Here is a 24,564-nt window from a genome sequence, read left to right as displayed (position 1 = left end):
TCGGATCCTCACCGTTCGTCATCGTCGGGGCCGCCGGACGCGGCGTCTTCGAGTTCGCTCAGCACCTGGTCCTCCACCAGTTCCGCCAGGGCGGCCACGGTGCGGGAGACCAGGACGTCGCGGGGGGTGAGCGTGACGCCGAAGGCATCGTTGGCGCGGGAGGCGATCAGCAGGGCCCGCATGGAGTCGCCGCCCAGCTGGAAGAAGTCGTCCGTCACGCCGACGTCCGTCCGCAGGGTCTCGGCCCAGATCTCGGCCACGGCCTCCTCGGTGGGCGTGCGGGGCGCCAGCCGGTCGGGCCGCTGCTCCTCCTCGGGTGCGGGGGCGGGCAGCGCGGCGCGGTCGGTCTTGCCGCTCGCGGTGAGCGGGAAGCGGTCGAGGACGGCGAAGGCCGAGGGGACGAGGTGGCCGGGCAGGGAGCGGGCGGCCAGGGCGCGCAGTTCGGCGCCGGTCGGCGGTTCGGCGCCGGGGGCCGCGAGCAGGTGCGCGACCAGGCGGGGCAGCCCGGGCTCGTCCTCCCGCACCGTCACCACGGCGTCCAGCACGGCCGGGTGGCGCGTCAGGACGGCCTCGACCTCGCCCGCCTCGATGCGGTGGCCGCGCAGCTTGAGCTGGTGGTCGGTGCGGCCCAGGTAGTGCAGTTCGCCCCGGTGGTCGCGGCGCACCAGGTCGCCGGTGCGGTACATCCGGGTGCCGGGCGGCCCGTACGGGTCGGCGGTGAAGCGGGCGGCGGTCAGGCCAGGACGGCCGAGGTAGCCGCGGGCCAGGGCCGGTCCGCTCAGCCACAGTTCGCCGGTGACGCCGTCGGGCACCGGCCGCAGCCGGGCGTCCAGGACGTAGGCGCCGGTGCCGGGCAGCGGGCGGCCGATCGGCGGCGCGGCGTCGTCCGGGGCCAGCGGCGCGGACCAGGCGGCGACGACGGTGGCCTCGGTGGGGCCGTAGGAGTTGACCATGCGGTGGTGCGGGGCCCAGCGGGCCACCAGGTCGGCGCCGCACGCGTCGGCGCCGACCACCAGGGTCTTCAGCGCGGGCAGCGTGCCGGGGGTGTCGGCGGGCAGGGTGGCGAGGGCGGCCGGCGGCAGCAGGGTGTGGGTGATCGCCTCCGTCCGGAGCACCTCGGCCAGTTGGGCGCCGAGCAGCGGTCCGGGGGCGGGCACCACGAGCCGGGCGCCGTGCGGCAGGGACATGCACAGTTCGAGCACGGAGGCGTCGAAGCTGGGGGTGGCGAAGGCCAGCACCCGGTCCCCCGGCGCGACTTGGTAGTGCTCGGCCTCGGCGGCGGCGAAGGCGGCCAGCCCGCGGTGGGTGAGGACGACGCCCTTCGGGGTGCCGGTGGAGCCGGAGGTGTAGATGACGTAGGCGGGGTCGTCCAGGTCGAGCGGGCGGATCCGGTCGGGGTCGGCGGGGCGGTGGTCGGGGGCGCCGTCCGGCGGGGCGGCCAGCAGCGCCGCGACCTCCTTGGCGTCCAGGGTGAGCGCGGGCGCGGCGTCGCGCAGCATGAACTCGACGCGCTCGTCCGGGTAGTGGGGGTCGACCGGCAGGAACGCGGCGCCGGTCTTCGCCACCGCCAGCTGGGCGAGCACCATGTCCGCCGAGCGCGGCAGCAGGAGGGCGACCACCTCGCCAGGGCCGGCGCCGCGCGCGATGAGCCGGTGCGCCAGGCGGTTGGCGTGCGCCTCGGCCTCGGCGAAGGTCAGCTCCAGTCCGGGGGCGCTCAGCGCCGGGGCGTGCGGCCGGCGGTCCACGGCGGCCTCGACCAGGGCGGGCAGGGCCGCCGGGGGCACCGGGCCGCCCGCCGGGCGGGCCGGGCCGCGCAGCAGCCGCTCGCGTTCCCCGGGCGGCAGCAGGTCGAGGTCGTCCAGGCGGGCGGTGCCGTCCGAGCCGGCCAGCGCGGCGAGGGTGTGCAGCAGCTGCGCGGCCAGCTTCTCGGCGGTGGCCCGGTCGATGTACCGGGGGTCGTGGCCGAGTTCGACGGCGAGCCGGTCGCCGGGCGAGACGACCACGGTGAGCGGGTAGTTGGTGGCCTCCCTGGCGTCCAGTTCGCGGATCAGCAGGCCGTGGGCGCCGGCCGTCGCGTCGCCGACCGGGTAGTTCTCGAAGACCACCAGGCTGTCGAACAGCGGCGTCCCGGGCGCCAGCCCGCTCAGGCCGTGCATCGCGGCCAGCGGCAGGTGGTCGAAGCGGCGGTCCTCGGCCTGCTCCTCCTGGAGCGCGCGCAGCCAGGCGGCGCAGGGCTGGGCGCCGTCGACGGTGACGTGGGCGGGCAGGGTGGTGATGAACAGGCCGACGATGGCGTCGGAGCCGGCCAGGTCGGCCGGGCGCCCGGAGACGGTGGTGCCGAAGCACACCCGCTGCTCGCCGCTCCACCGCGACAGCAGCAGCGCCCAGGCGCCCTGTACCAGGGTGTTGAGGGTGAGGCGGTGCCGGCGGGCGAACTCCTGGAGCCGGTCCGTCTCGGCCTCGGCCAGGCGGTGCGAGAGCCAGGCGCCGGAGCGGGCCGTGTCGCCCTGGGCGGGCTTGCGGTCGTAGGGCAGCGCGGTGGTGGTGAGGTCCGCCAGGACGCCGCGCCAGTGCTCCGTGGCGGCGGCGGTGTCGCGGGCGGCGAGCCAGCCGACGTAGTCCGCGAAGGGCCGGCGCTCGGGCAGGCCCGGCCGGTCGCCGCGGGCGAGCGCGGCGTGGGCGGCCAGGACGTCGGACAGGACGTGGAAGACGCTCCACCCGTCGAGCAGCACGTGGTGGAAGGTCCACACCACGCGCGCCGCGTCCGGCCCGAGCCGGATCAGGTCGAGCCGCAGCAGCGGGGCCCGGTCCAGGGCCAGCGGGCGGGCCCGCTGGTCGGCGAGCAGTCGCTCCAGGCGGGCTTCGCGCTCGGCTTCCGGCAGTGCGCTCCAGTCGTGTTCGGTGACCGGCAGCGTCACGTCCCGGTGGACCACCTGGAGGGGTACGGGCACGTCGCGCAGGACGACGGCGGTGCGCAGCACGGGGGTGCGGTCGACGACGTGCTGCCAGGTGGCGGCCAGCGGCCGCAGGTCGCGGGCGCCGTCCAGCACGAAGGTGATCTGCTCGACGTACAGGCCGTGTTCGGCCTCGTCCAGGCCGTGCAGCACCATGCCGGTCTGGGTGGGGGTGAGCGGCTGGATCTCCGTCACGTCCCGTCCGGTGCCGGCCAGTCGGTCGACGGCGGCCTGGTCCAGGGGGGCCAGCGGGTAGTCGGCGGGGGTGCGGCCGCCCGCGCCGGGTTCGGCGCAGTGGCGGACGATCTCCCGCAGCTCGTCCAGCAGTTCGGCGGCGAGCCGGGCGACGGTGGCGCGGTGGTGCACCGCGCGGGAGTACGACCAGGTGAACGCCAGCCTCCCGTCGCTCACCCGGCCGAGCACGTCCAGCAGGTGCGGACGGTCCGCGGCCCGGTCCATGCCGCCGGTGAGCGGGCCGGCGGGGGCGTGCAGCAGGCCGCCGGGGGCGGGGGTCCGGTCCTGCCGGCCCAGGTAGTTGAAGCCGATCTGCGGCAGGTCGGGCAGCCGCTGCGGCAGGTCGGGCAGCCGCTGCGGCGGGTCGGGCAGCCGGGGCCCGGCAGCGGCGGCGGGCCGCAGGTGGCGCAGGGCGCCGTAGCCGAGCCCGCCGCGCGGTACGGCGCGCAGGTTCTCCTTGACGGTCTTCAGGGCGGTGCCGGTGTCGGCGTCCCGGGGCACGTCCAGGGCCACGGGGTACAGCGTGGTGAACCAGCCGACGGTCCGGGAGAGGTCGACCCCGTCGAACAGTTCCTCGCGGCCGTGGCCCTCCAGGGCGACCGTCACCCGGTCCCGGCCGGTCCAGCGGGCCAGCACCCGGCCCAGGGCGCAGAGCAGGACGTCGTTGACCCGGGTGCGGTAGACCTCCGGGACGTCCTGGAGCAGCCGGCGGGTGTCCTCGGCGTCCAGGGCGAGGTCCAGCGACTCCTCGGTGGCGGCGGTGTTGGCGCCGTCGAGGTCGGTCGGCAGGGCGGTCGCGGCGCCGTGCTCCAGCCCGTACCAGTGGGCGTGCTCGTCGTCGAAGCCGCCGGCCGCGGTGTGCTCGGCGAGGCGTTCGGCCCAGGCCCGGAAGGAGGTGCTCTTGGGGCCGAGGTCGGGGCGTTCGCCCACCCGCAGCGCGCGGTGGGCGGTGTCCAGGTCCTCCAGGAGCACGCGCCAGGACACCGCGTCGACCACCAGGTGGTGCGCGGCCAGCAGCAGGACGGGGTGCCGCTCGCCGTCGAAGCGGCACAGCGCGCCCCGCAGCAGCGGCCCTTCGGCCAGGTCGAAGCCCGCGGCCAGGCGCTCGGCCAGCTCGCGCAGCGTCGCCTCGCGCTCCTGCGCCGGGGCGGCGGGCAGTTGGTGCGTGCGCAGCTCCGGCGCCTCGCCGGGCGCGGTGCCGTGCTGGCGCCACCGGCCGTCGCCGAGCGGCTCGAACCGCAGGCGCAGCGCGTCGTGGTGGTCCAGGACGGCGGCGAGCGCGGCCCGCAGCAGGGGCTCCTCGGTGTCGGGGGCGAGGGTGAAGGAGACCGACTGGGTGAACTGGGCGGTGTCCCCGCCGAGGGTGTCCAGCAGCCAGTGCTGGACGGGGGTGAGCGGGGCGTCGCCGACCACGGCGCCCTGTTCGGCGGCGACCGCCGGGCTCGGCGACTCCTCGGCGGCGAGGGCGAGTTCGGCCAGGGTCTGGTGGGCGAACAGGTGCCGGGGGGTGAGCGCGAGCCCGGCCCGGCGGGCCGCCGAGACGATCTGGATGCCCAGGATCGAGTCGCCACCGAGCGCGAAGTAGTTGTCGTCCGCGCCCACGTCGGGCACGCCGAGCACCTCGCACCAGATCGCGGCGAGGGTGCGTTCGGTCTCGGTGCGCGGCGGTCGGTCGCCGCGTGCGGCCGGGGCGGCCCACACCGGGGCGGGCAGCGCGCGGCGGTCGAGTTTGCCGGTGGCGCCGAGCGGCAGCCGCTCCAGCGGCACCACCAGCGCGGGCACCAGGTGGTCGGGGAGGGTGCGCCCGAGGAAGGCGCGCCACTCGACCGGGTCGGGCAGTGCACCGTCGCGGGCCACCGCGTAGCCCACCAGGCGCCGGTGGCCGTCGTGGTCGACGACCCGGGCGGCGGCCGCCGACACCTGCGGGTGGCGGGCCATCGCGGCCTCGACCTCGCCGAGTTCGATCCGGAAGCCGCGCACCTTGACCTGGTCGTCCGCGCGGCCGAGGTAGCAGAGGTCGCCGTCGGCCGTCCAGCGCACCAGGTCCCCGGTGCGGTACATCCGGCGCCCGGGCGGGCCGAAGGGGTCGGGCAGGAACCGGGCGGCGGTCAGGCCCGGGCGGCGCAGGTAGCCGCGGGCGACGCCGGTGCCGGCCAGGAACAGCTCCCCCGGCGCGCCGACGGGCACCGGGCGCAGCCGGTCGTCCAGGACGTAGGCCCGGGCGCCGCCGACCGGGCGGCCGATCGGCGGGTCGCGGTCGGGGTCGGCGGGGTCGCAGGCGAAGGCGGTGGCGTAGACGGTGGCCTCGGTGGGGCCGTAGATGTTCAGCACCCGGCAGCCGGGGACGGCCTCGCGCAGCCGGCGCACGGTGCGGGCGGGCAGGGCCTCGCCCGCCAGGACGACGGTGTCCACGCCGAGGTGCACCGCGTCCTCCGCGAGGAGGCCGCCCAGGGCGGAGGGCACCGCGCTGAGCAGGCCGGCCCGCCACGGCCCGGGGCGCTCGGCCAGGGCCAGCAGGTCCCGGACGAGTTCCACGCAGCCGCCGGCGAGCAGGGGCGAGAAGATCTCGAACACCGACACGTCGAAGTTGAGCGAGGTGGCGGCCACCACGTGGGCCAGCCCGTGGTCGGCGAACTCGGCGGCGGCCCAGTCGGTCAGGGCCAGGACCGAGGCGTGGGCGACCACGACGCCCTTGGGGCGGCCGGTCGAGCCGGAGGTGTGGATGACGTACGCGGGGTGCTGCGGCAGCAGGGCGCCGAGCCGTTCGTCGTCGCGCACGGCGTCGGGGCGGGCGGCGGCGAGCCGTTCGGCGCACCCCGGGTCGTCGAGCACGATCCGGGTGAACGGGCCCGCCGGCAGCCGCCCCGCGGTCGCCGCGTCGGTCACCACGGCGTCGGGCCGGACGTCCGCGAAGAGGAACGCGATCCGCTCGGCCGGGTACCCGGGGTCGACCGGCAGGTAGGCGGCACCGCTCTTGAGCACCGCCAGCAGTGCCACGGCCAGGTCGGCGGTGCGGGGCAGCGCGAGCGCGACGAACCGCTCGGGCCCGGCGCCGGCCGCGATCAGCAGCCGGGCCAGGCGGTTGGCCCGTTCGTCGAGCTCGCGGTAGGTCAGCAGCACGTCGCCGCAGCGGACGGCCGGGGCGTCGGGCGTGCGGGCGGCCTGCCGGGCGAAGGCCTCGGGCACGGTGTCCTGCGGTGCCTCGACCGCCGCCCCGCCGAAGCGGTCGACGAGTTCGCGCGCCCGCGGCGGGTCGAGCAGCGGCAGGTGCGCCGCCGACCGGTCCAGGCCGTCCGCCATCGCCGTCAGCAGGGTGCACAGGCCCGCCCCGAGCGCCTCGACGGTGGCGGTGTCGAAGACGGCCGGGTCGTGGTCGAGGCTGACCGCGATGGCGTCGCCGGGGGCGACCACCACGCCGAGCGGGTAGTTGGTCGGCTCCAGGACGTGCTCGGTCTCGACGCCCAGGCCGTGCCGGGTCAGCGCCTGCGCGTCGAACGGGTAGTTCTCGAAGACCACGATGCTGTCGAACAGGGCCGTGCCGCCCGGCAGTTCGCTCCAGTTCTGGAGCTGCGCCAGGGAGACGGCGTCGTAGCGGCGGGCCTCCGACTGGGCGTCCTGGAGCTCCCGCAGCCACTCCAGCAGCGAGCGGCCGGCGTCGATCCGCACCCGGGTGGGCAGCGCGTTGATGAACAGCCCGACCATCGAGGTGACGCCCGGGAGTTCGGCGGGCCGGCCGGAGACGATCGTGCCGAAGACCACGTCGTCCCCGCCGCCGTAGCGGGAGAGCAGCAGCGCCCAGGCGCCCTGGAGCACGGTGTTGACGGTCAGCCCGGCCTGCCGGGCGGTGGTCCGCAGCCGCTCCGACAGGTCGTTGTCGAGGGTCACCCGCACCGAGGCGGAGGAGGAGGCGCGGTGCGCCTCGGCCGGGCGCCGGTCGCGGGGCAGTTCGGTGGGGGCGGGGAACCCGGCCAGGGTGTCGCGCCAGTACCGCTCGACCCGCACCGGGTCCTGCCCGGACAGCCAGCGCAGGTAGTCGGCGAAGGGGGCGCGCGCGGCCGGGTTCGGCCGGCGCCCGGCGGCCAGGGCGGCGTACCGCTCGCACACCTCGTCGAAGACCTGGGCCGCGCTCCACCCGTCGAGCAGGACGTGGTGGAAGGTCCATACCACCCGCACCCGGGTCGGCGACAGCCGGACCAGGGCCAGCCGCATCAGCGGTGCGGCGGCCAGGTCGAGGCCGGCCGCCCGGTCCTCGGCGAGCAGCCGGGCGGTGTCCCGTTCGATCCGGTCGGCCGGGCGGCCGGTCCAGTCGTGGTGGGTCACCGGGACGGCGGCCCGGTGCTGGACGACCTGGAGCGGTTCGGCGGTGTCCTGCCAGGCGAGCCGGGTGCGCAGCACCGCGTTGGCGTCCACGGTCTGCTGCCAGGCGGCGGCCAGGGCGTGCGGGTCGGTGATCCCGGAGAGGACCAGCTGGACCTGGTTGACGTAGGTGTGGGCGTCCGGGTCCAGCAGGCTGTGGAAGAGCATGCCCGCCTGCATCGCCGTCAGCGGGTACGCGTCCGCGACGCTGCGGCCGTCCCCGGCGATCCGGTCCACCGCCGCCTGGTCCAGCCTGGCCAGCGGGAAGTCGGCGGGGGTGCGGCCGCCGGCGCCGGGCTCGGCGCAGTGGGCGACGATGTCCTCCAGGGCGCGCAGCATGGCGTCCGCGAGCGCGGTGACGGTCCGTTCGTGGTGCCGGCCCGCGCTGTAGTACCAGCCGATCTCCAGCCGGTCGTCCTCGACCCGGGCGATCACGTCCAGCAGGTGCGGGCGCTCGGTGCCGGGCGCCTCCGCGCCGCCGAGGCCGCCGGGGACGGCGCGGACCAGGGCGGCGCCGTCGGCGGACCAGTCGAAGCGGCCCAGGTAGTTGAAGCCGATCCCGGGGGCCGGGGCGTCGGCGAGCTGCTCGTCCCGGGCGAGGTGGCGCAGCGCGCCGTAGCCGAGGCCGCGCTCCGGCACCGCCCGCAGCTGCTCCTTGACGGCCTTCAGCGCGGTGCCCCAGTCCCCGTCCGGGACGTCGAGGGCGACGGGGTAGAGCGAGGTGAACCAGCCGACGGTGCGGGACAGGTCGACGTCCTCGAACAGCTGGTCCTCGCGGCCGTGCCCCTCCAGGCCGATCGCGACGGTGCGCCGTCCGGTCCACCCGGCGAGCACCCGGCCCAGGGCGGTGAGCAGGACGTCGTCGATCCGGGTGCGGTAGACCCCGGGGACCTTGCGCAGCAGGTCCCCGGTGCGCTCGCGGTCCAGCCGGACGGTGACGGCGCGCAGGTCGGCGGCGGTGTTGCCGCCGTCGCCGTCCACCGGCAGCGCGGCCGCGCAGTGCCGGGCGGCCGCCGCCCAGTGGGCGCGCCGGGCCGCGAAGCCGCCGGCCGCGGTGTGCTCGCCCAGGCGGCGGGTCCACTCCCGGACGGAGGTGGTGCGGGCGGGCAGGCGCAGCGGCCGGCCCTCGACGGCCTGCCGGTAGGCGGTCTCCAGGTCCTCCAGCAGGATCCGCCAGGAGACGCCGTCGACGACCAGGTGGTGGACGGCCAGCAGCAGCCGGGCGGGCCGGGTGCCGTCGGTGGTGAACAGGCGGGCGGTGAGCAGCGGGAGGGTGTCCAGCCGGAACGCGGCGTGCGCGGCCTCGGTGGCCCGGGCCTCGGCGGCCTCGGCCGCCGCCACGTCCAGGGCGCCGAGGTCGACGACCTCCAGCAGTTCGGGGGCGGCGGCGTCCGCGGGGGCGCAGTGCTGCTGCCAGGCGCCGTCCGCCCCGGTGGTGAAGCGGGAGCGCAGGGCGTCGTGGTGGGCCCACAGGGCGGCCAGGGCCCGGCGCAGGGCCTGCGGGTCGACCTCGCCGGGGGCCTCCACCACGACGGACTGGTCGAAGGACGCGGCGTACGGCGGGTGCGGGTCGAGGAACCAGTGCTGGATGGGCGTCAGGCCCACCTCGCCGCTGACCGGTTCGGTCCCGGCGACGGTGGCGGCGGTGCCGGCGGCGACGGCCAGCGCGGCGACGGTGGGGTGCCGGAACAGGTCGCGGGGGGACAGCGCGAGACCGGCGGCGCGGGCGCGGGAGACGACCTGGATGCTCAGGATCGAGTCGCCGCCGAGCAGGAAGAAGTCGTCGTCGACCCCGACCCGCTCCACGCCCAGCAGTTCCGCCCAGATCGCGGTGAGGACGCGCTCGGTGTCGGTGGTCGGGGCGCGGTGGGCGCGGTCGCCCGCCGCCGACCAGTCGGGGGCGGGCAGTCGCCGGCGGTCCACCTTGCCGTTGGCGGTCAGCGGCAGTTCGGCGACCGTGACGAAGGCCGCGGGCAGCATGTAGTCGGGCAGGTCGGCGGCCAGGTGGGCGCGCAGCGCCGCGGCGGAGGGCGGCTCGGCGCCGTCGGCCGGCACCAGGTGGGCGGCCAGCCGCTTGCGCCCCGCGTCCTCGTGGAGCGAGACGACGGCCTCCGCGACGGCCGGGTGGGCGGTGAGCCGTGCCTCGATCTCGGCGGGTTCGATGCGGAAGCCGCGGATCTTGATCTGGTCGTCCGCGCGGCCCACGAAGTGCAGTTCGCCGTCCTCGCTCCACCGGGCGGTGTCGCCGGTGCGGTACATCCGGCCGCCGGGCGGCCCGAAGGGATCGGCGAGGTAGCGGGCGGCGGTCTCGCCGGGCCGGCCCGCGTAGCCGCGCGCGACTCCGGCGCCGGCGATGTACAACTCGCCGGTGATGCCCGGCGGTTGCGGCTGGAGGGCGCCGTCCAGCACGTACACCCGGGTGTCGTCCAGCGGGCGTCCGATCGGCAGCACGGCGGGCAGCCGGTCCCCGGCGCGGAAGGCCCGGCGGGTGGCGAAGGTGGTGGTCTCGGTCGGGCCGTAGCCGTCGACCACGGTGAGGTCGGGGCAGGCCTCCAGGACGCGGCGCACGACCGCGCCGGGCACCGCCTCGCCGCCGGTCCACACCTCCCGGGCGCCGCGCAGGCAGCCCGGGTCCTCCTGGGCGAGGAGCCGGAACAGGCCGGCGGTCAGCCACAGGCACTGCACGCCCTGCTCGGTGACGGCGCGGCGGACGGCGGCGGCGTCCAGGTCCTCCGGCGGGGCCAGCACGGCGGTGCCGCCGCGCAGCAGCGGCACCCACAGCTCGTAGGTGGCGGCGTCGAAGGCGTGCGGGGAGTGCACGAGCACCCGGTCGTGGCCGGTGAAGGCGCGGTCCAGGGCGAGCGCGGCGACGTCGCGCCGGCGCACCGCGACGCCCTTGGGGGTGCCGGTGGAGCCCGAGGTGAACATCAGGTACTGGACGTTGTCGGGGTGGGGCACCGGGGCCGCGGCCGGGGCCGGCAGGTCGGCGAAGGTCTGCCCGTCGACGCGAAGCACCTGCCCGTCCGGCCGCAGTTCGCGGGCCGTCCGGTCCCCGTGCGCGTCGGTGAGCAGCAGGTCCGCGCCGGCCTCGGCCAGCATCAGGTGCAGCCGCTCGCGCGGCGCCCTGCCGTCCAGCGGCACGTAGACCCCGCCGGTCCGGACCAGCGCCAGCTGGGCGACGACCAGGTCGACGGAGCGGTCCATGAGCACGCCGACCGGGTGTTCGACGCCGACGCCGAGCGCGGCCAGCCGGCCGGCCAGGGCGGCGGCGCGGGCGTCGAGGTCGCGGTAGCCGATGCGCTCGTGGCCCGCCTCCAGGGCGACGGCGTCCGGGCTGCGGCGCACCTGCTCGGCGAACAGGTCCGCGATGTCGCGCTCGGTCCGTTCGACGGCGGTGGCGTTCCAGTCCACGAGGATCCGCCGGCGCTCCCCGGCGGTCAGCAGCGGCACGCGCGCGGGCGGGCTCCCGGCGCCCCGGGGCAGTCCCGTCAGGACGGCCGTGAGCTGTCCGGCCATCCGCCGGACGGTGGCCTCGTCGAACAGCCGCGGGTCGTAGCACAGCCGCAGGGCCAGCTCCGGCCCCGGGTAGGCCAGCAGGGCGAGCGGGTAGTTGGTGGTCTCGATGCCGTCCAGGTCACGCAGGCGCAGGCCGTGCGCGGCGGCCGCGTCGTCCTCGACCGGGTAGTTCTCGAAGACGACGATGCTGTCGAACAGGGCGGTCTGCTCGGGGAGTTCGGTGGCGGCCCGCAGGCGGGTGAGCGGGACGAAGCCGTGACGCCGGTCCTCGCCCTGCTCCCGTTGCAGCGTGCGGAGCCAGTCGAGCAGGGTGCCGTCGGCGGGCACGGCCGTCCGGGTGGGCAGGGTGGTGATGAACAGGCCGGTCATCGACTCGACGCCGGGCAGCTCGGGCGGCCGCCCGGAGGAGGTGGTGCCGAACACCACCTCGTCCCGGTTCGCCTGACGGCCCAGCAGGATCGCCCAGGCGCCCTGGACCAGGGTGTTCAGGGTCAGGCCGGAGCTGCGTGCGAGGGCTTCCAGCGCCCGGGTCGCGGCGGCGGGGAGGGTGAACGGCACGGCCCGGGTGGATTCCGCGCGGTGGCTCTGGCGCGGCTCGCGGTCGTACGGCAGCGGCGTCGGCTCGGCCAGCCCGGCCAAGCGCCCGCGCCAGTGCTGTTCGGCCTCCGCCGGGTCGCGCTCGCGCAGCCAGGCCACGAAGTCGCGGTAGGGCCGGCGCTCCGGCACCGTGCCGTACGGGATGGCGCCGAAGGGCTCGGTGCCGGGCGGGACTTCTGCCGTCTCCGGCCCGGAGCGGGCCAGCGCGGCGTGCACGGCGAACACGTCCGACAGCACCTGGAAGAGGCTCCAGCCGTCCAGGACGAGGTGGTGGAAGGACCACAGCACGCGCACCCGGGTGTCGGAGAGGCGGACGAGCAGCAGGCGCTGGAGCGGGGCCCGGGCCAGGTCCAGGCCGAGGGCCCGGTCGCGGTCCAGGAGCTCGGCCAGCCGGCCCCGGCGCTCGGGCTCGGGCAGCCCCCGCCAGTCGAGCTGGGTGACCGGCACGGCCGCCCGCCGCCGCACCACCAGCAGCGGTTCGGGCACCTCCTGCCAGCGGACGTGGGCGCGCAGCACCGGGGTGCGGTCGGTGACCCACTGCCAGGCGGCGGCGAGCCGCCCCGGGTCGGGCACGCCGTCCAGGACGAAGTCCAGCTGCTGGAAGTAGGCGCCGCTGTCCTCCTCGGCGAGGCCGTGGAAGAGCATCCCGGACTGGGTCGGCGTCAGCGGGAGGACGTCCTCCACCGCGCCCGGGTCGTCGCCGGTGATCAGGTCCACGGCCGCCTGGTCGAGCCGGGCCAGCGGGAAGTCGGACGGGGTGCGCCCGGCGGCGCCCGGGCGGGCCGCGTACCGCGCGAGGTCGGCCAGCTCGGCGGCGAAGCGCCGGGCCAGGGCCTCGACGGTGTCTCGCCGGTGCACGGCACCGGAGTAGAACCAGCTGAACTCCAGCGCGTCGCCGTCGAGCCGGCCGACCACCTCCAGGGCGTGCGGGCGCTCGACGTGCGGGTCGGCGTCCAGCTCCAGGGGCCGGAAGGTGCCGCGGTAGAGCCCGGCCGCGTCCTGCGGGAAGGACATCCGGCCGAGGTAGTTGAAGCTGATCCGCGCGGCCGGGGCGTCGGGGGCCGTGCCGGGGCGCCCCAGGTGGCGCAGGGCGTCGAAGCCGAGGCCCCGTCGGGGGACGGCGCGCAGCTGCTCCTTGACCTGCTTGAGGACGCCGTCCCAGTCGGCCCCGGCGGGCACGGCCAGCGCCACGGGGTGCCGGGTGGTGAACCAGCCGACCGTGCGGCTCAGGTCGAGGTCGGCGAACAGCTCCTCGCGCCCGTGCCCCTCGACGTCCACCACGACCCGCTCCAGCCCGCTCGCCCCGCACAGGGCCCGGCCGAGGGCGCTCAGCAGCACGTCGTTGGCCTGGGTGCGGTAGGTGTCGGGCAGGGTGCGCAGGAGGGCGGCGGTGTCGGCGGGGTCGAGGCGCACGGTGACGGAGCGGGCCGAGGCGTGGGTGTCGGCCCCCGTGAGGTCGCCCGGGAACGGGTCCGCCGGGGCGTCACCGTCCTGCGCGGGGACGGCCCGCGCCCAGTACGCCGTCTCGTCCTCGAAGCCGCCGGCCGCGGCGTACGCGCCGAGCCGCCGGCCCCACTGCCGCAGCGGGGAGGACTTCGCCGGCAGGGCCGCCGCCCCGTCCCGACCCTCGCGGCGGGCGCGGTAGGCCGTGTCGAGGTCCTCCGCCAGCACCCGCCAGGAGACCCCGTCGACCACCAGGTGGTGGACGGCCAGGTGCAGGACGGGCGGCAGCCCCGCGCCGCGCTCGTGCAGCACGGCGCGCAGCAGCGGGCCGTCGCCGCCGGCCAGGTCGAAGGGGCCGAAGTGCGGGGTGTCGCCGTCCGGGCCGGTGTGCCGGCCCAGGCGGATCCGGGGCGCCCGGTCGTCGATCTGCCAGCGCACGCCGCCGCGGGGCTCTCCGCTGCCGGGCTCCGCCAGGTCGGGCTCGCCGGCGTCGGCCGTGAAGGCCGAGCGCAGCGCGTCGTGGTGGGCGACCAGGTCGTTCAGGGCGTCCTCCAGCGCCGCCCGGTCCACGTCGGTGCCCAGCAGGAGGGAGAGCGCCTGGTTGAAGTGCCCGGCGCGCCCGGCGGCCCGGTCGAGCCACCAGCGCTGGATCGGGGTCAGGACGCCCGCCCCGGCGGCGGCCACCCGGGCCGTCACGGCCGGCCGTTCGGCGTCGTCCGCGCACCGGGCCAGCGCGGCGACCGTCTGGTGCCGGTAGAGGTCCCCGGAGGTCACCGCCAGCCCCACCTGCCGGGAGCGGGCCACCACCTGGATGCCGAGGATGGAGTCGCCGCCGAGGTCGAAGAAGTTGTCGTCCGCGCCGACCCGTTCCAGCCGCAGCACCTCCGCCCAGATGGCGGCGAGCGCCTGTTCGGCGGGGGTCCGGGGGGCGACGTGGCGTACGGCGGGCACGGCCGGCCCCGGGTCGGGCAGCCGGCTCCGGTCGAGCTTGCCGTTGGGGTTGAGCGGCAGCGCGGGCAGCGGCACGACGACCGAGGGCACCAGGTAGTCGGGCAGGGCCAGGCCGAGCGCCCGGCGCACGGCCTCGGGCTCCACCTGCCCGCCCGGGACGGGGACCACGTAGCCGACCAGGCGCCGGTTGCCCCCGCCGTCGGCGACGGTGGCGGCCGCCTCCGCCACGCCCTCGCAGCGCCGCAGCGCCTCCTCCACCTCGCCCAGCTCGATCCGGAAGCCGCGCACCTTGACCTGCTGGTCGATCCGGCCGAGGTATTCCAGGTCGCCGTCGGCGTTCCACCGCACCCGGTCTCCGGTGCGGTACATCCGCTCCCCCGGCGCGCCGTACGGGTCGGCGACGAACCGGGCGGCGGTCAGCCCGGGGCGGCCCAGGTACCCGCGTGCCAGGCCGCCGCCCCCGAGGTACAACTCGCCGACCACGCCCGGCGGTTGCGGGCGCAGCCCGGGGTCCAGGACGTACGTCCTGGTCAGCGCGAGCGGCCTGCCGATCGGCGGCGCCTGCTCCGGCAGCCGGTCACCGGCGAACCAGGCGGTGGCGTAGACGGTGGCCTCGGTGGGGCCGTAGATGTTGGCGATCGCGCTGCCGGGCAGGGCGCGCCGCAGGTCGCCCACCGCCTGGGCGGAGAGGGCCTCGCCGGCCAGCACGACGGTGCCCGCGTCGACCGGGGCCACGCCCCCGGCGAGCAGCCGGGAGATCACCGAGGGCACGCCGCTGACCAGGCCGACGCGGCGCGGGGCCGGCTCCTCGGCGAGGGCGGCCAGGTCGGCGACCACCTCGACGCTCCCGCCCGCGAGCAGCGGGCAGAGCAGTTCGAAGACCGACACGTCGAAGTTGAGCGAGGTGGCGGCGACCACGTGGTCCAGCCCGCCGGGCCCGAACCGCTCGGCCGCCCAGCGGGCGAGGGCGACGACGCTGCGGTGGGTGATCACGACGCCCTTGGGGCGGCCGGTCGACCCCGAGGTGTAGATGACGTAGGCGGGGTGCTCCGGCAGCAGCGGCCGGAGGCGGTCGGCGTCCGTGAGGTCGGCGTCTCCGGTGTCGCCGGTGTCGCCGGGGACGCCGGTGTCCGCCAGGCCGCCGGCGTCGGCGTCGGCGTCGGCGGCCAGGCCGGCGCCGTCCTCCAGCAGCAGGACGGGCCACCCCTCGGGCAGCGCGGCCGCCGTCTCCCGGGTGGCGAGGACCAGCGCGGGCCCGGCGTCCGCCAGCATGAAGCGGATCCGCTCGGCCGGGTAACCAGGGTCCACGGGCAGGTACGCCGCACCCGACTTGAGCACGGCCCACAGCACGGACGGCAGGTCGGCGGAGCGCGGCAGGCACAGCGCGACGAGCCGCTCGGGGCCCGCGCCCCGGGCGACCAGCAGCCGGGCGAGGCGGTTGGCCCGCCGGTTGACCTCCGCGTAGTCCCGCCGCACCGGGCCGCAGCCGACGGCGGTCCGCCCGGGCGTACGGGCCGCCTGCGCCTCGAACAGCCCGGGCAGCACGGGCAGCACGGTGTCCGGGAGGTCGCCGGTGCCGTGCGCGGGCGGGTTCCAGGAGTCGAGCAGCGTGCGGTGCTCCTCCTCGGAGAGCATGGGCAGTTCGGCGAGGATGCGCTGCGGGCCGTCCGCCATGCCCGCCAGCAGGCGGTGCAGGTGGCGCGCCATCCGGGCCACCGTCCGGGCGTCGAACAGGTCCGTGTTGTACTCCACCGTCAGCGCGCAGCCGTCGGTGTCCTCCGGGGTGAACTCCAGCACCAGGTCGAACCGGGCGGCCGGGCGGGGCAGCGGGTGGTCCTCGAAGCGCAGGCCCGCGGCGGGCGGCGGGGTGGTGGGGCTCTGCTGGACGACCATGACCTGGACCAGTGGGGTGCGGCTCGGGTCCCGGGGCGGGGCCAGTTCCTCGACCACCCGGTCGAAGGGCACCGCGGCGTGGGCGAAGGCGTCCAGCAGGGTGGTGCGCACGCTCTCCACGAACCGGTCGACGGTGGCCCGCTCGTCCACGTCGCCGCGCAGCACCACGGTGTTGACGAAGAAGCCGGTCACCTCCTCCAGCTCCCGCCGGTCGCGCCCGGTGGTGACGGTGCCGAACGCCACGTCCCGCTGGCCGGAGTAGCGCGAGAACAGCAGCGCGGACGCCCCCGCGAACAGGGTGAACAGCGTCGTGCCGCGGCCCGCGGCGAGGTGCCGCAGCCGGGCCACCAGTTCGGCCGGGAGGCGGTGGCGGTGCGCCGCGCCGTTCGTCGTGCGCTGGGCGGGCCGGGGCCGGTCGGTGGGCAGTTGCAGGGGTTGCAGCTCCGCCAGGTTCCGCTTCCAGTAGGCGAGGTCCGGCGCGTCCTCCGCTCCGGCTTGGGTCCGCCGGAGCTGCTCCCAGTGCGCGAAGTCGGGGTACTGGAGGGCGGGGGCGGCCAGCGCGTCCGGTTCGCCGGAGGCCTCCGCCCGGTAGAGCGCGGCCAGTTCGCGGGTGAGGACGCCCACCGACCAGCCGTCGGTGATGATGTGGTGCTGCGCCAGCAGCAGCAGGTGCTCGTCGGCGGCGAGGCGGACCAGCAGGGCCCGGGCGAGCGGGCCGTCCGTCAGGTCGTAGGGCCGGTTCAGCTCCTCGGTCAGCAGCCGTTCGGCCGCCTCGGCGCGCTCCCCGGCCGGCCGGTCGCCGACGTCCGCGGTGCGCAGCGGCGGGGTGCCCGCCGCCGCGACGCGCTGCACGAGCTGCCCGTCGACGGTGGCGAAGGTGGTGCGCAGCGAGTCGTGGCGGGCGGCGAGCCGGGCCAGGGCCCGGCGCAGGGCCTCCGGGTCCGTCGTTCCGTGCAGCCGCAGGGCCACGCCGGTGTTGTACTCCGTCCCCCCGACGGTGAGGTCGTCGAGGAACCACAGGCGGCGCTGGGCGCTGGACAGCGGCAGCGGTTCCTCGCGCGGGGCGGGCGGGATCGGCTCCGGCGGCGCGGCGGCGCGCCGCTCGTCCACCAGCGGGGCCAGGGCGGCGACGGTCCGCGCGGTGAAGACGTCCCGGAGCGTGAGCCGCACGCCCAGCCGCTCGGTGACCCGGGCCAGGGTCCGGGCGGCGAGGATCGAGTCGCCGCCCAGGTCGAAGAAGTCGTCGGTGGCGCCCACCGCGTCGACGCCGAGGACCTCGGCCCAGATGGCGGCCAGCGCGCGTTCGCGCTCGGTGCGCGGGGCGACGGGCCCGGCCGTGCCGGAGCGGGCGGGGGCGGGCAGCGCCTGCTGGTCGATCTTGTGCTGCGGGGTGAGCGGCAGCGCGGCCAGGACGACGACGGCGGACGGCACCAGGTGGGCCGGCAGGGCGGCGGCCAGCGCCGCGCGCAGCTCCGCCTGGTCCGGGGCGTGCTCCGGGTCGGCGGGCGTGGCGTAGCCGACCAGGCGCTCGCGGCCCGGCTCGTCCTCCCGGACCACGACGACGGCCTGGTCGACGGCGGGGTGGGCCCGCAGGGCGGCCTCGATCTCCCCCGGCTCGATCCGGAAGCCGCGGATCTTCACCTGCCGGTCGAGCCGGCCGAGGAACTCCAGCTCGCCGTCGGCGGTCCACCGGGCGCGGTCGCCGGTGCGGTAGAGCCGGGCGCCGGGTGGGCCGAAGGGGTCGGCGACGAAGCGCCCGGCGGTCAGGCCGGGGCGGCCCAGGTAGCCGCGCGCCACGCCCTCCCCGCCGACGTACAACTCGCCGTCGGCACCTGCCGGTTGGGGCCGCATGGCCGCGTCGAGCACGTACGCCCGGGTGTGCGGCAGCGCGCCGCCGATGGGGGGTGTGCCGCTGCCGGCGGTCAGCGGGCCGGTCCAGGTGGCGACGATCGTCGCCTCGGTCGGGCCGTAGGAGTTGACCATGCGCCGGCCGGGCGCCCAGCGGTCGACCAGTTCGGCGGGGCAGGCCTCGGCTCCGACGATCAGGGTGCGCAGGTGGCGGCCCGCGCCCCCGGGCACGGTGGCCAGGGCGGCCGGCGGGATGAGGGCGTGGGTGATGCGGTGCTCGTCGAGCACGGCGGCGAGTTCCTCGCCCAGCCAGGGGCCGCGCGGGGGGATCACCAGCGTGGCCCCGGCCAGGACGGAGATGAACAGTTCGAGGACGGAGGCGTCGAAGCTGGGCGAGGAGAACTGCAGCACCCGGTCTCCGGGGCGCACGGCGTAGTGCGCGCGGGCCGCCTCGGCGAAGCCGCCGATCCCCCGGTGGGTGACGACCACGCCCTTGGGCGTCCCGGTGGAGCCCGAGGTGTAGATCACGTACGCCGCGTGGTCGGTGCCGGTCGGGCCCGCCAGGCCGGCGTCGGGCGCGGCGGCGGGCGCGGCGGCGGTACCGGGCGTGTCCGCGGTGCCGTCCCGGTTCGTGGTGCCGGCCGGGTCGGCCTCCAGCAGCGCGCGGACCCGGGCCGGATCGTCCAGGACGACGGCGGGGGCGGCGTCGGCGAGCATCAGCGCCCGTCTCCCGGCGGGGTAGGCCGGATCCACGGGCAGGAAGGCGGCGCCCGTCCGGGCGACGGCCAGCTCCGCCGCGACCAGTTCCATCGAGCGCGGCAGGACCAGCGCCACCGTCCGGTCCGTCCCGGCGCCGCGCCGCGCGAGGTCGCGGGCCAGGCGCTCGACCCGGTCGGCGAGTTCCCGGTACGTCCAGCTGCGCCGGCCGTCGGTCACCGCGGGCGCGTGCGGCGCGCGGGCCACCTGGGCGGCGAACAGCGCGTCGAGCGTCCGGTGCGCCGGCGGCGGGGCGGCCTCGGTCCCCGGGGCGCCAGGGGTGTCGCCGGCCTGCGGCGGAGCGGACGAACGCACGGGCTGGGCAGGCCGGTCGGTCATGGCGGAAGGTCCTTCCGGACGGGGAGGAGGCGATGCGGGCGCCGGAGCAGGCGGGGGTGAGCCCTCGGACCCGGGAACGGGCGCCGGGGGAACGGAACGAGCGGGGGTGAGCCCGGTGGATCGGCGTCGGCACGGCGGCGGACGCCTCAGCCGACGGGCAGCGGCCGGGGGCCGGGCGGCGGAGGGCGCCTCAGGCGGGGTCGGCGCGGCGCGCCGTGCGCCCGGACACCTGCACCCGGTCGATCACGCCGGTGGCGGGATCGCGGTGGAAGCGCCCGCCCGGCTCGGGGCGGCCGGTGTCGGGGGCGAGCAGGTCGTAGGAGAGGTCGGCGAAGCAGCGCAGGGGTATCGGCAGGTCTCCGTCCACGGAGAGCGTGGACGATCCGTCGCCCGCGGGCTCGACGACGTACCGGATCGAACCGTTGCGGTAGGTGCCCGCGCACTCGGGCAGGAGGACGGGCTCGCCCGCGCCCACGGGCGCGATCGCGGCGGGCACCCGGACGCCCACCAGCTCGGCCAGGTCGGCCGCGAGCTCGCGCCAGAGCGCGGTGGCGGCGGAGGCGTTGCCCGCGAAGGCGACCACCACGCCGCTGTCGGGGTCGGCCCGCAGGTGGCAGGAGGTCCCCATGGCGTTGCCGTCGTGGCCGCACCACAGCCGGCCGTCCTGCTGGTAGAGGGCGAGCCCCGGGCCCCAGCCGTCCGCGAGCGCACCCGGCCGGGCGCCGGGCTGCGGGCGGCGCATCTCCTCGGCGACGGCGGGGGGCAGGGCCTTGGCCCGGCCGACCAGGGCGCCGCCGAGCGCGGCGAGGTCCGCGGCGCTCGCCAGCAGGGCGCCGGCCGGGGCCTCCAACGGGGCCAGGTTCTGCCGGACCGGCCGGGCCCGGCCGGTCGCGGCGTTGAGCGCGTGCCCGGCGGCGACCGGGCGGGCGGGTGCGCTCTCGTCGACGAACACGGGCACGGTGCCGAGCGGTTCGAGCAGCAGGGCCGCCACGGCCTCGTGCCAGGGCATCCCGGTCACCGCCTCCACCAGGCGCCCGGCGGCGACGTAGCCGGCGTTGGAGTAGGAGAAGTCCGTCCCGGGCGGGAAGAGCGCGTCCCCGGCCGTGCACACCGACGACAGGTAGTGCGCCGCGGTGGTCCGGGCGGCGGCGTCGGAGTCCGGCCCGGTGGGCAGTCCGCCGGTGTGGCTGAGGAGTTGGCGAATCGTTACTGCGGGCATCCGGCGGAGCTCGGGCAGGTGATCGGCGACCCGGTCGTCGAGGTCGAGGTCGCCGTCGTCGGCGAGGAGCATCACCAGAGCGGCCGTGTAGGGCTTGGTGAGCGACCCCACCGGCACGGCGGTGTCCCCGGTGAAGGGCGCGCCGGTGGCGGCGTCGGCCACACCGGTGTGCAGGGCCACGACCTCCGAGCCGGTGTCCAGCACCACCTGGGCGCCGGGCACCCGGTGGGTGCGCGCGAGCGTGTCGAGCCGGTGCTGCAGTTCGCGGCGTAAGAGGAACGGCGCGCGCTCGCGGACGGGCGCGGAACTGGGGTACGGCATGGGCGGACGCTCCCGTTGACTGGTTCTCAGATGCGGGCGCGGCGAGCGTCCGCGGATGAATTCCGGATTACTGTGGAGCACGCCGTGAAATTTCCTGCCACCTGCGCTCCTCGACTCAAGACTCGCGGGAACAACGGGAATCGACGGAAGTCCTGCCGATGACGGCCGGCGGGTGCGAACGGGAATCCCCGACGGCTCCCGGCAGGGCGCCGCACGCGCCCCGGAGGAACCGTTCCGGGCCGCTTCGGCGCTCCCCGACCGGACGGTGCGAATGCGACCCGAATTCCACGCCGCCCGGGAACGACGAACGGGGGAACGGCGAGCGGGAACAGTGAGCGGCGAACGGCCGACCGCCGAATGACCTCACCCCGCAGGCGGGGCCGGACAGGAATCCCGAACGCTCCAGTCGGCCGCTCCAACGGCCCTGACCTGCGCGATCGTTGCGCCCGACATACCTATCCCCCCTGCGATCCCTCCCCGCAACCACCGTGCGGAACCTGCCACGACCGTCGCGAGGACCGGGCAATACCTTGACGGCCCGAACGCTCGGAACGACGAACGCGGAACAGTCTTCACGGCGGGTCACCCGCTCGCAACCCCTGGCGATTGAACGGAAAGCGACTCTCCCTGGAATCGGAACCGCAAAATCGCTGGTGTGACTCCCGGGCACGCCCGGAACGCCTGATGACGGGTGTGAATTCTTTGGCCGAAACTGTGGCACCCGGATCCCCCCGGACACCCGGCCGGGTTTCCGCAGGGAATAGCCGAGTGATTCCCCTGACGCCTGGGGCGGTTGTGCAGGAATGCGACGGGATCGATCGGATGCGTCGCGGGTGAATCCATGAGGGCTCTGATGCGCGTGTGCCCTGCTGCGCTTGCGCCGTGGTGCGCGTGTGCCCCGTTCCACGCATGCTCTGGTTCACGCATGCCCTGGTTCACGCATGCCCTGGTTCACATCGGCCGCCCCGGGGCGCGGGGCGGCCGAGCGGATCCGCCACGCGCCGGAACGCGGACGGACTCAGGGCTCAGGACATCCGCCGACTCAGAACATCCGCCGACTCAGGACATCCGCCGGCCCAGAACGCCCGTCAGCCCTGCCAGGAGCTGCCGGTCGAGGGCCGGGTCGCCGTGCCCCCGGTGGACGTCACCGCGCGCGACGGAGCGGACGGGGCCGACCCGGCCGACCCGGCCCCCGAACCGCTGGTCCGCACGGTCGGCGCCGACGAGGTGGTCGACGTCCCGCGCACCGGCGCGGCCGAGGTCCGCGGGGCCGACGCCCCGGACGCCCCCGACTGGCCCGCCGAGGTGCGCGGCACGGTGGCGCGGCCCTGCGCGGCCACGTCCACGGGCGCGCCGTCGCCCGGTTCGACGCGCTCGATCCGCAGCACCAGGTTCCGGTCGCTGCGGTCACTGCCCCCGTCCCGGTTGCGGCTGTGCACCAGCTGCGTCCGCACGCCCCGGACCTCCTGCCAGCGCCCCTGCACCGCACGGATGTTGGGGCACCATTCGCCCGCGCGCCGGTGCTCCAGGTCGAGCTCCCAGCGCTCGGCGTCCACCAAGTGGCTCGCCCCGACCGTCCCGGGGATCTCCACCGGACGGCCACCGCGCACCGTCACCACCGCCCGCTGCGGCCACTGCCCCTCCACCGCCGTCACCGTGATCCGGCTCCGCCCCTGGTACCAGGCCATCGCTGTCCTCCCACATCCGTCCTCGCGCCGACCGCCGACCGCCGACCGGCCTCGGCCGGTATCACGGCCGGCACCCCCTCCCGGGTTCGAACGGCGGGCACGACAGCGCACGTCAGGGGGTGCGGGAGCCCGGGGAGCGGCGCAGCCGTCGAACAGTTTGCCGACAGGTTCAGGTCAGGGCGATGGCCAGATCACCCCCTTGTCCGTAGTCGTTCACACACCTAGCGTGACTGGCCTGCCGCTGTGCGGCGGCACCCTCACCTGACCATGGAGGTGGTTTCGCCATTTCCGGAACGCCCGAGTACACCGAGCCCATCGAGCCCACGCCCGCCGTCGCCGAAGCGAACCGGAAGGCCGCCGAGGCGGCCAGGATCGCCGACGAGAAGGACGGCCGGGACTTCGCCGACGCCAGCCGGTTCATGATCGCCCCGCCGGACGTGCCCGTCATCATGTCCCGCAAGGACCCGTCGAAGGTGGTCTGGGACTTCACCGCGTACGAGTTCCTCGAGCCGGACCTGCGCACCGAGATGCCCACGGTCAACGGCAGCCTGCACCGGCAGGGCGAACTGACCGCCATCGCCGGGCTGTTCCAGGTCACCAGCTGTCCCGAGTACCGGATCTACCAGATACGCGGCTACGACCTGTCGAACATGACGATCGTCGAGAGCGACGCGGGCCTGGTCGTCATCGACCCGCTGGCCTGCTACGAGACCGCGCAGGCCGCGCTCCGGCTGTTCCGGGACAAGACCGAGCTCACCCGGGAGCAGCGGCCCGTCCTGGGCGTCGTCTACACCCACTGCCACGTCGACCACTTCGGCGGTTCCCGGGGCCTGTTCGCCGAACAGGGCGACCCGCTGGAGCCGGGCGTCCCCGTGGTCGCGCCGGAGGGCTTCCTGGAGCACGCGATCAGCGAGAACGTCTACGCGGGCCCGGCGATGGCGCGGCGCGCGCAGTACATGTACGCGGCGCAGCTGGACAAGAGCCCGACGGGGCAGGTCGGTTCGGGCCTGGGCACCACCATCTCCACCGGCGAGGTGACGCTCGTCCCGCCGACCGACTACATCGGCGGGCCCGCCCACCCCGCGGTCTCCAAGGACCAGTGGAGCAACGCCTACGTCATCCCCTGGCGGCCGGGGCTGTACCAGTTCGAGCTGGCCGGCGTGCAGATGGTGTTCCAGCTCACGCCGGGCACCGAGGCCCCGGCGGAGATGAACATCTACTTCCCCGCCGCCCGCACCCTGTGCATCGCGGAGAACGCCACCCACACCATGCACAACATCCTCAGCCTGCGGGGCGCGCAGGTGCGGGACGCGCACGCGTGGTCGAAGTACCTGACCGAGGCGATCCAGACCTTCGGCAAGGAGACCGACGTCCTGTTCGCCTCGCACCACTGGCCGATGTGGAGCGAGGCGGGCGAGGGCAGTACGCCCGGCAACGCCCGCATCCTCGAATTCCTCAACACCCAGCGCGACATGTACGGCTACCTCAACGACCAGTCGCTGCGGCTGATCAACGCCGGCCGCACCGGCATCGAGATCGCCGAGGAGCTGGAGACCCTTCCGCCGGGCCTGGACGACCACTGGTACAACCAGGGCTACTACGGCTCGATGAGCCACAACCTCAAGGCGGTCTACCAGCGGTACATGGGCTGGTACGACGCCAACCCGGCCCACCTGTGGCAGCTCCCGCCCGTCAAGGCCGGCGCGGCGTACGTCGAGGCGATGGGCGGCGCCGAGGCCGTCGTCACGGCGGCCCAGCGGGCCTACGACACCGACACCACGGACGGCTTCCGCTGGGCCGCCGAACTCCTCGACCACGTCATCTTCGGCGCCGCCGCCGACTCGGGCAGCCCGCTCGCCGAGCCGCAGGTCACCCGGGCCAAGGAGCTCCAGGCCAAGGTCTTCACCCAGCTCGGCTACGGCAGCGCCAACGGGACCTGGCGCAACGCCTACCTGACCGGCGCCCGGGAGGTCCTCGACGGCCCGCAGCCGCTGATCACCAGCCAGACCTCCGCCGACCTGATCCGCAGCACCACCCTGGACCAGTACTTCTCCGCCCTCGCCCGCAGCGTGGACGGGCCGACGGCCGCCGAGCGGAACCGCCTCCCGATCACCCTGAACTGGGTGTTCACCGACACCGGCGACACCTGCACCACCACCCTGCGCAACGGCGTGCTGGTGTTCGTGGCCGGCGTCGACCGCCTCGTCGACGTGCCGGACGCCACCATCACGCTCAGCCGCCAGACCCTCGACGACCTCGCCCAGACCCCCGGCTTCCGGCACAACTTCGACCAGGCCGTCCAGGACCAGCGCATCACCCTCACGGGCGCGAACGCCCAGCAGTCGGCCGACGCCGTCTTCGCCACCCTGACCCTCCCCGACCCGAAGTTCCCCATCGTCACCCCGCCCACCCGGTAGGCCCTGCAAAACGGCGCCCCCCTGGCCCGGCA

Annotated in this window: 5 protein-coding genes; 1 reads left to right on the top strand and 4 read right to left on the bottom strand. The window is 76.3% G+C overall.

Features of this window, described 5'->3' with window-relative positions:
• Positions 1 to 8 precede the first annotated feature (8 nt).
• From OG556_RS30490 to OG556_RS30475, 4 genes are all read right to left on the bottom strand, one after another.
• Entirely contained in the window at positions 9 to 18,887 is an 18,879-nt protein-coding gene (locus tag OG556_RS30490; RefSeq protein WP_371521771.1) for a non-ribosomal peptide synthase/polyketide synthase, read from the bottom strand.
• 190 nt (positions 18,888 to 19,077) lie between these two features.
• Positions 19,078 to 20,427 carry a serine hydrolase domain-containing protein gene (locus tag OG556_RS30485; protein ID WP_371521769.1) on the bottom strand — a complete coding sequence of 450 codons (1,350 nt, stop codon included), beginning with the start codon at positions 20,425 to 20,427 and terminating at the stop codon, positions 19,078 to 19,080.
• Between the two features lie 1,088 nt (positions 20,428 to 21,515).
• On the bottom strand, positions 21,516 to 22,115 hold the full coding sequence (locus tag OG556_RS30480; protein ID WP_371521767.1) for a hypothetical protein: 600 nt from the start codon (positions 22,113 to 22,115) through the stop codon (positions 21,516 to 21,518).
• Between the two features lie 169 nt (positions 22,116 to 22,284).
• Positions 22,285 to 22,605 (bottom strand): hypothetical protein, encoded by a 321-nt coding sequence (locus tag OG556_RS30475; RefSeq protein WP_371521765.1) that lies wholly within the window; start codon positions 22,603 to 22,605, stop codon positions 22,285 to 22,287.
• Here OG556_RS30475 and OG556_RS30470 point away from each other — a divergent pair.
• The gene (locus tag OG556_RS30470) at positions 22,589 to 24,532 is read left to right on the top strand and encodes an alkyl/aryl-sulfatase (RefSeq protein WP_371521763.1); all 1,944 of its coding nucleotides are present in this window, start codon (positions 22,589 to 22,591) and stop codon (positions 24,530 to 24,532) included. The genes OG556_RS30475 and OG556_RS30470 overlap by 17 nt on opposite strands.
• Positions 24,533 to 24,564: the final 32 nt, after the last annotated feature.

Source organism: Kitasatospora sp. NBC_01300, assembly GCF_041435235.1.
Lineage (GTDB): Bacteria > Actinomycetota > Actinomycetes > Streptomycetales > Streptomycetaceae > Kitasatospora.
Note: the sequence above shows the minus strand (reverse complement) of the source record. Positions and strands in the feature narration are given on the sequence as shown.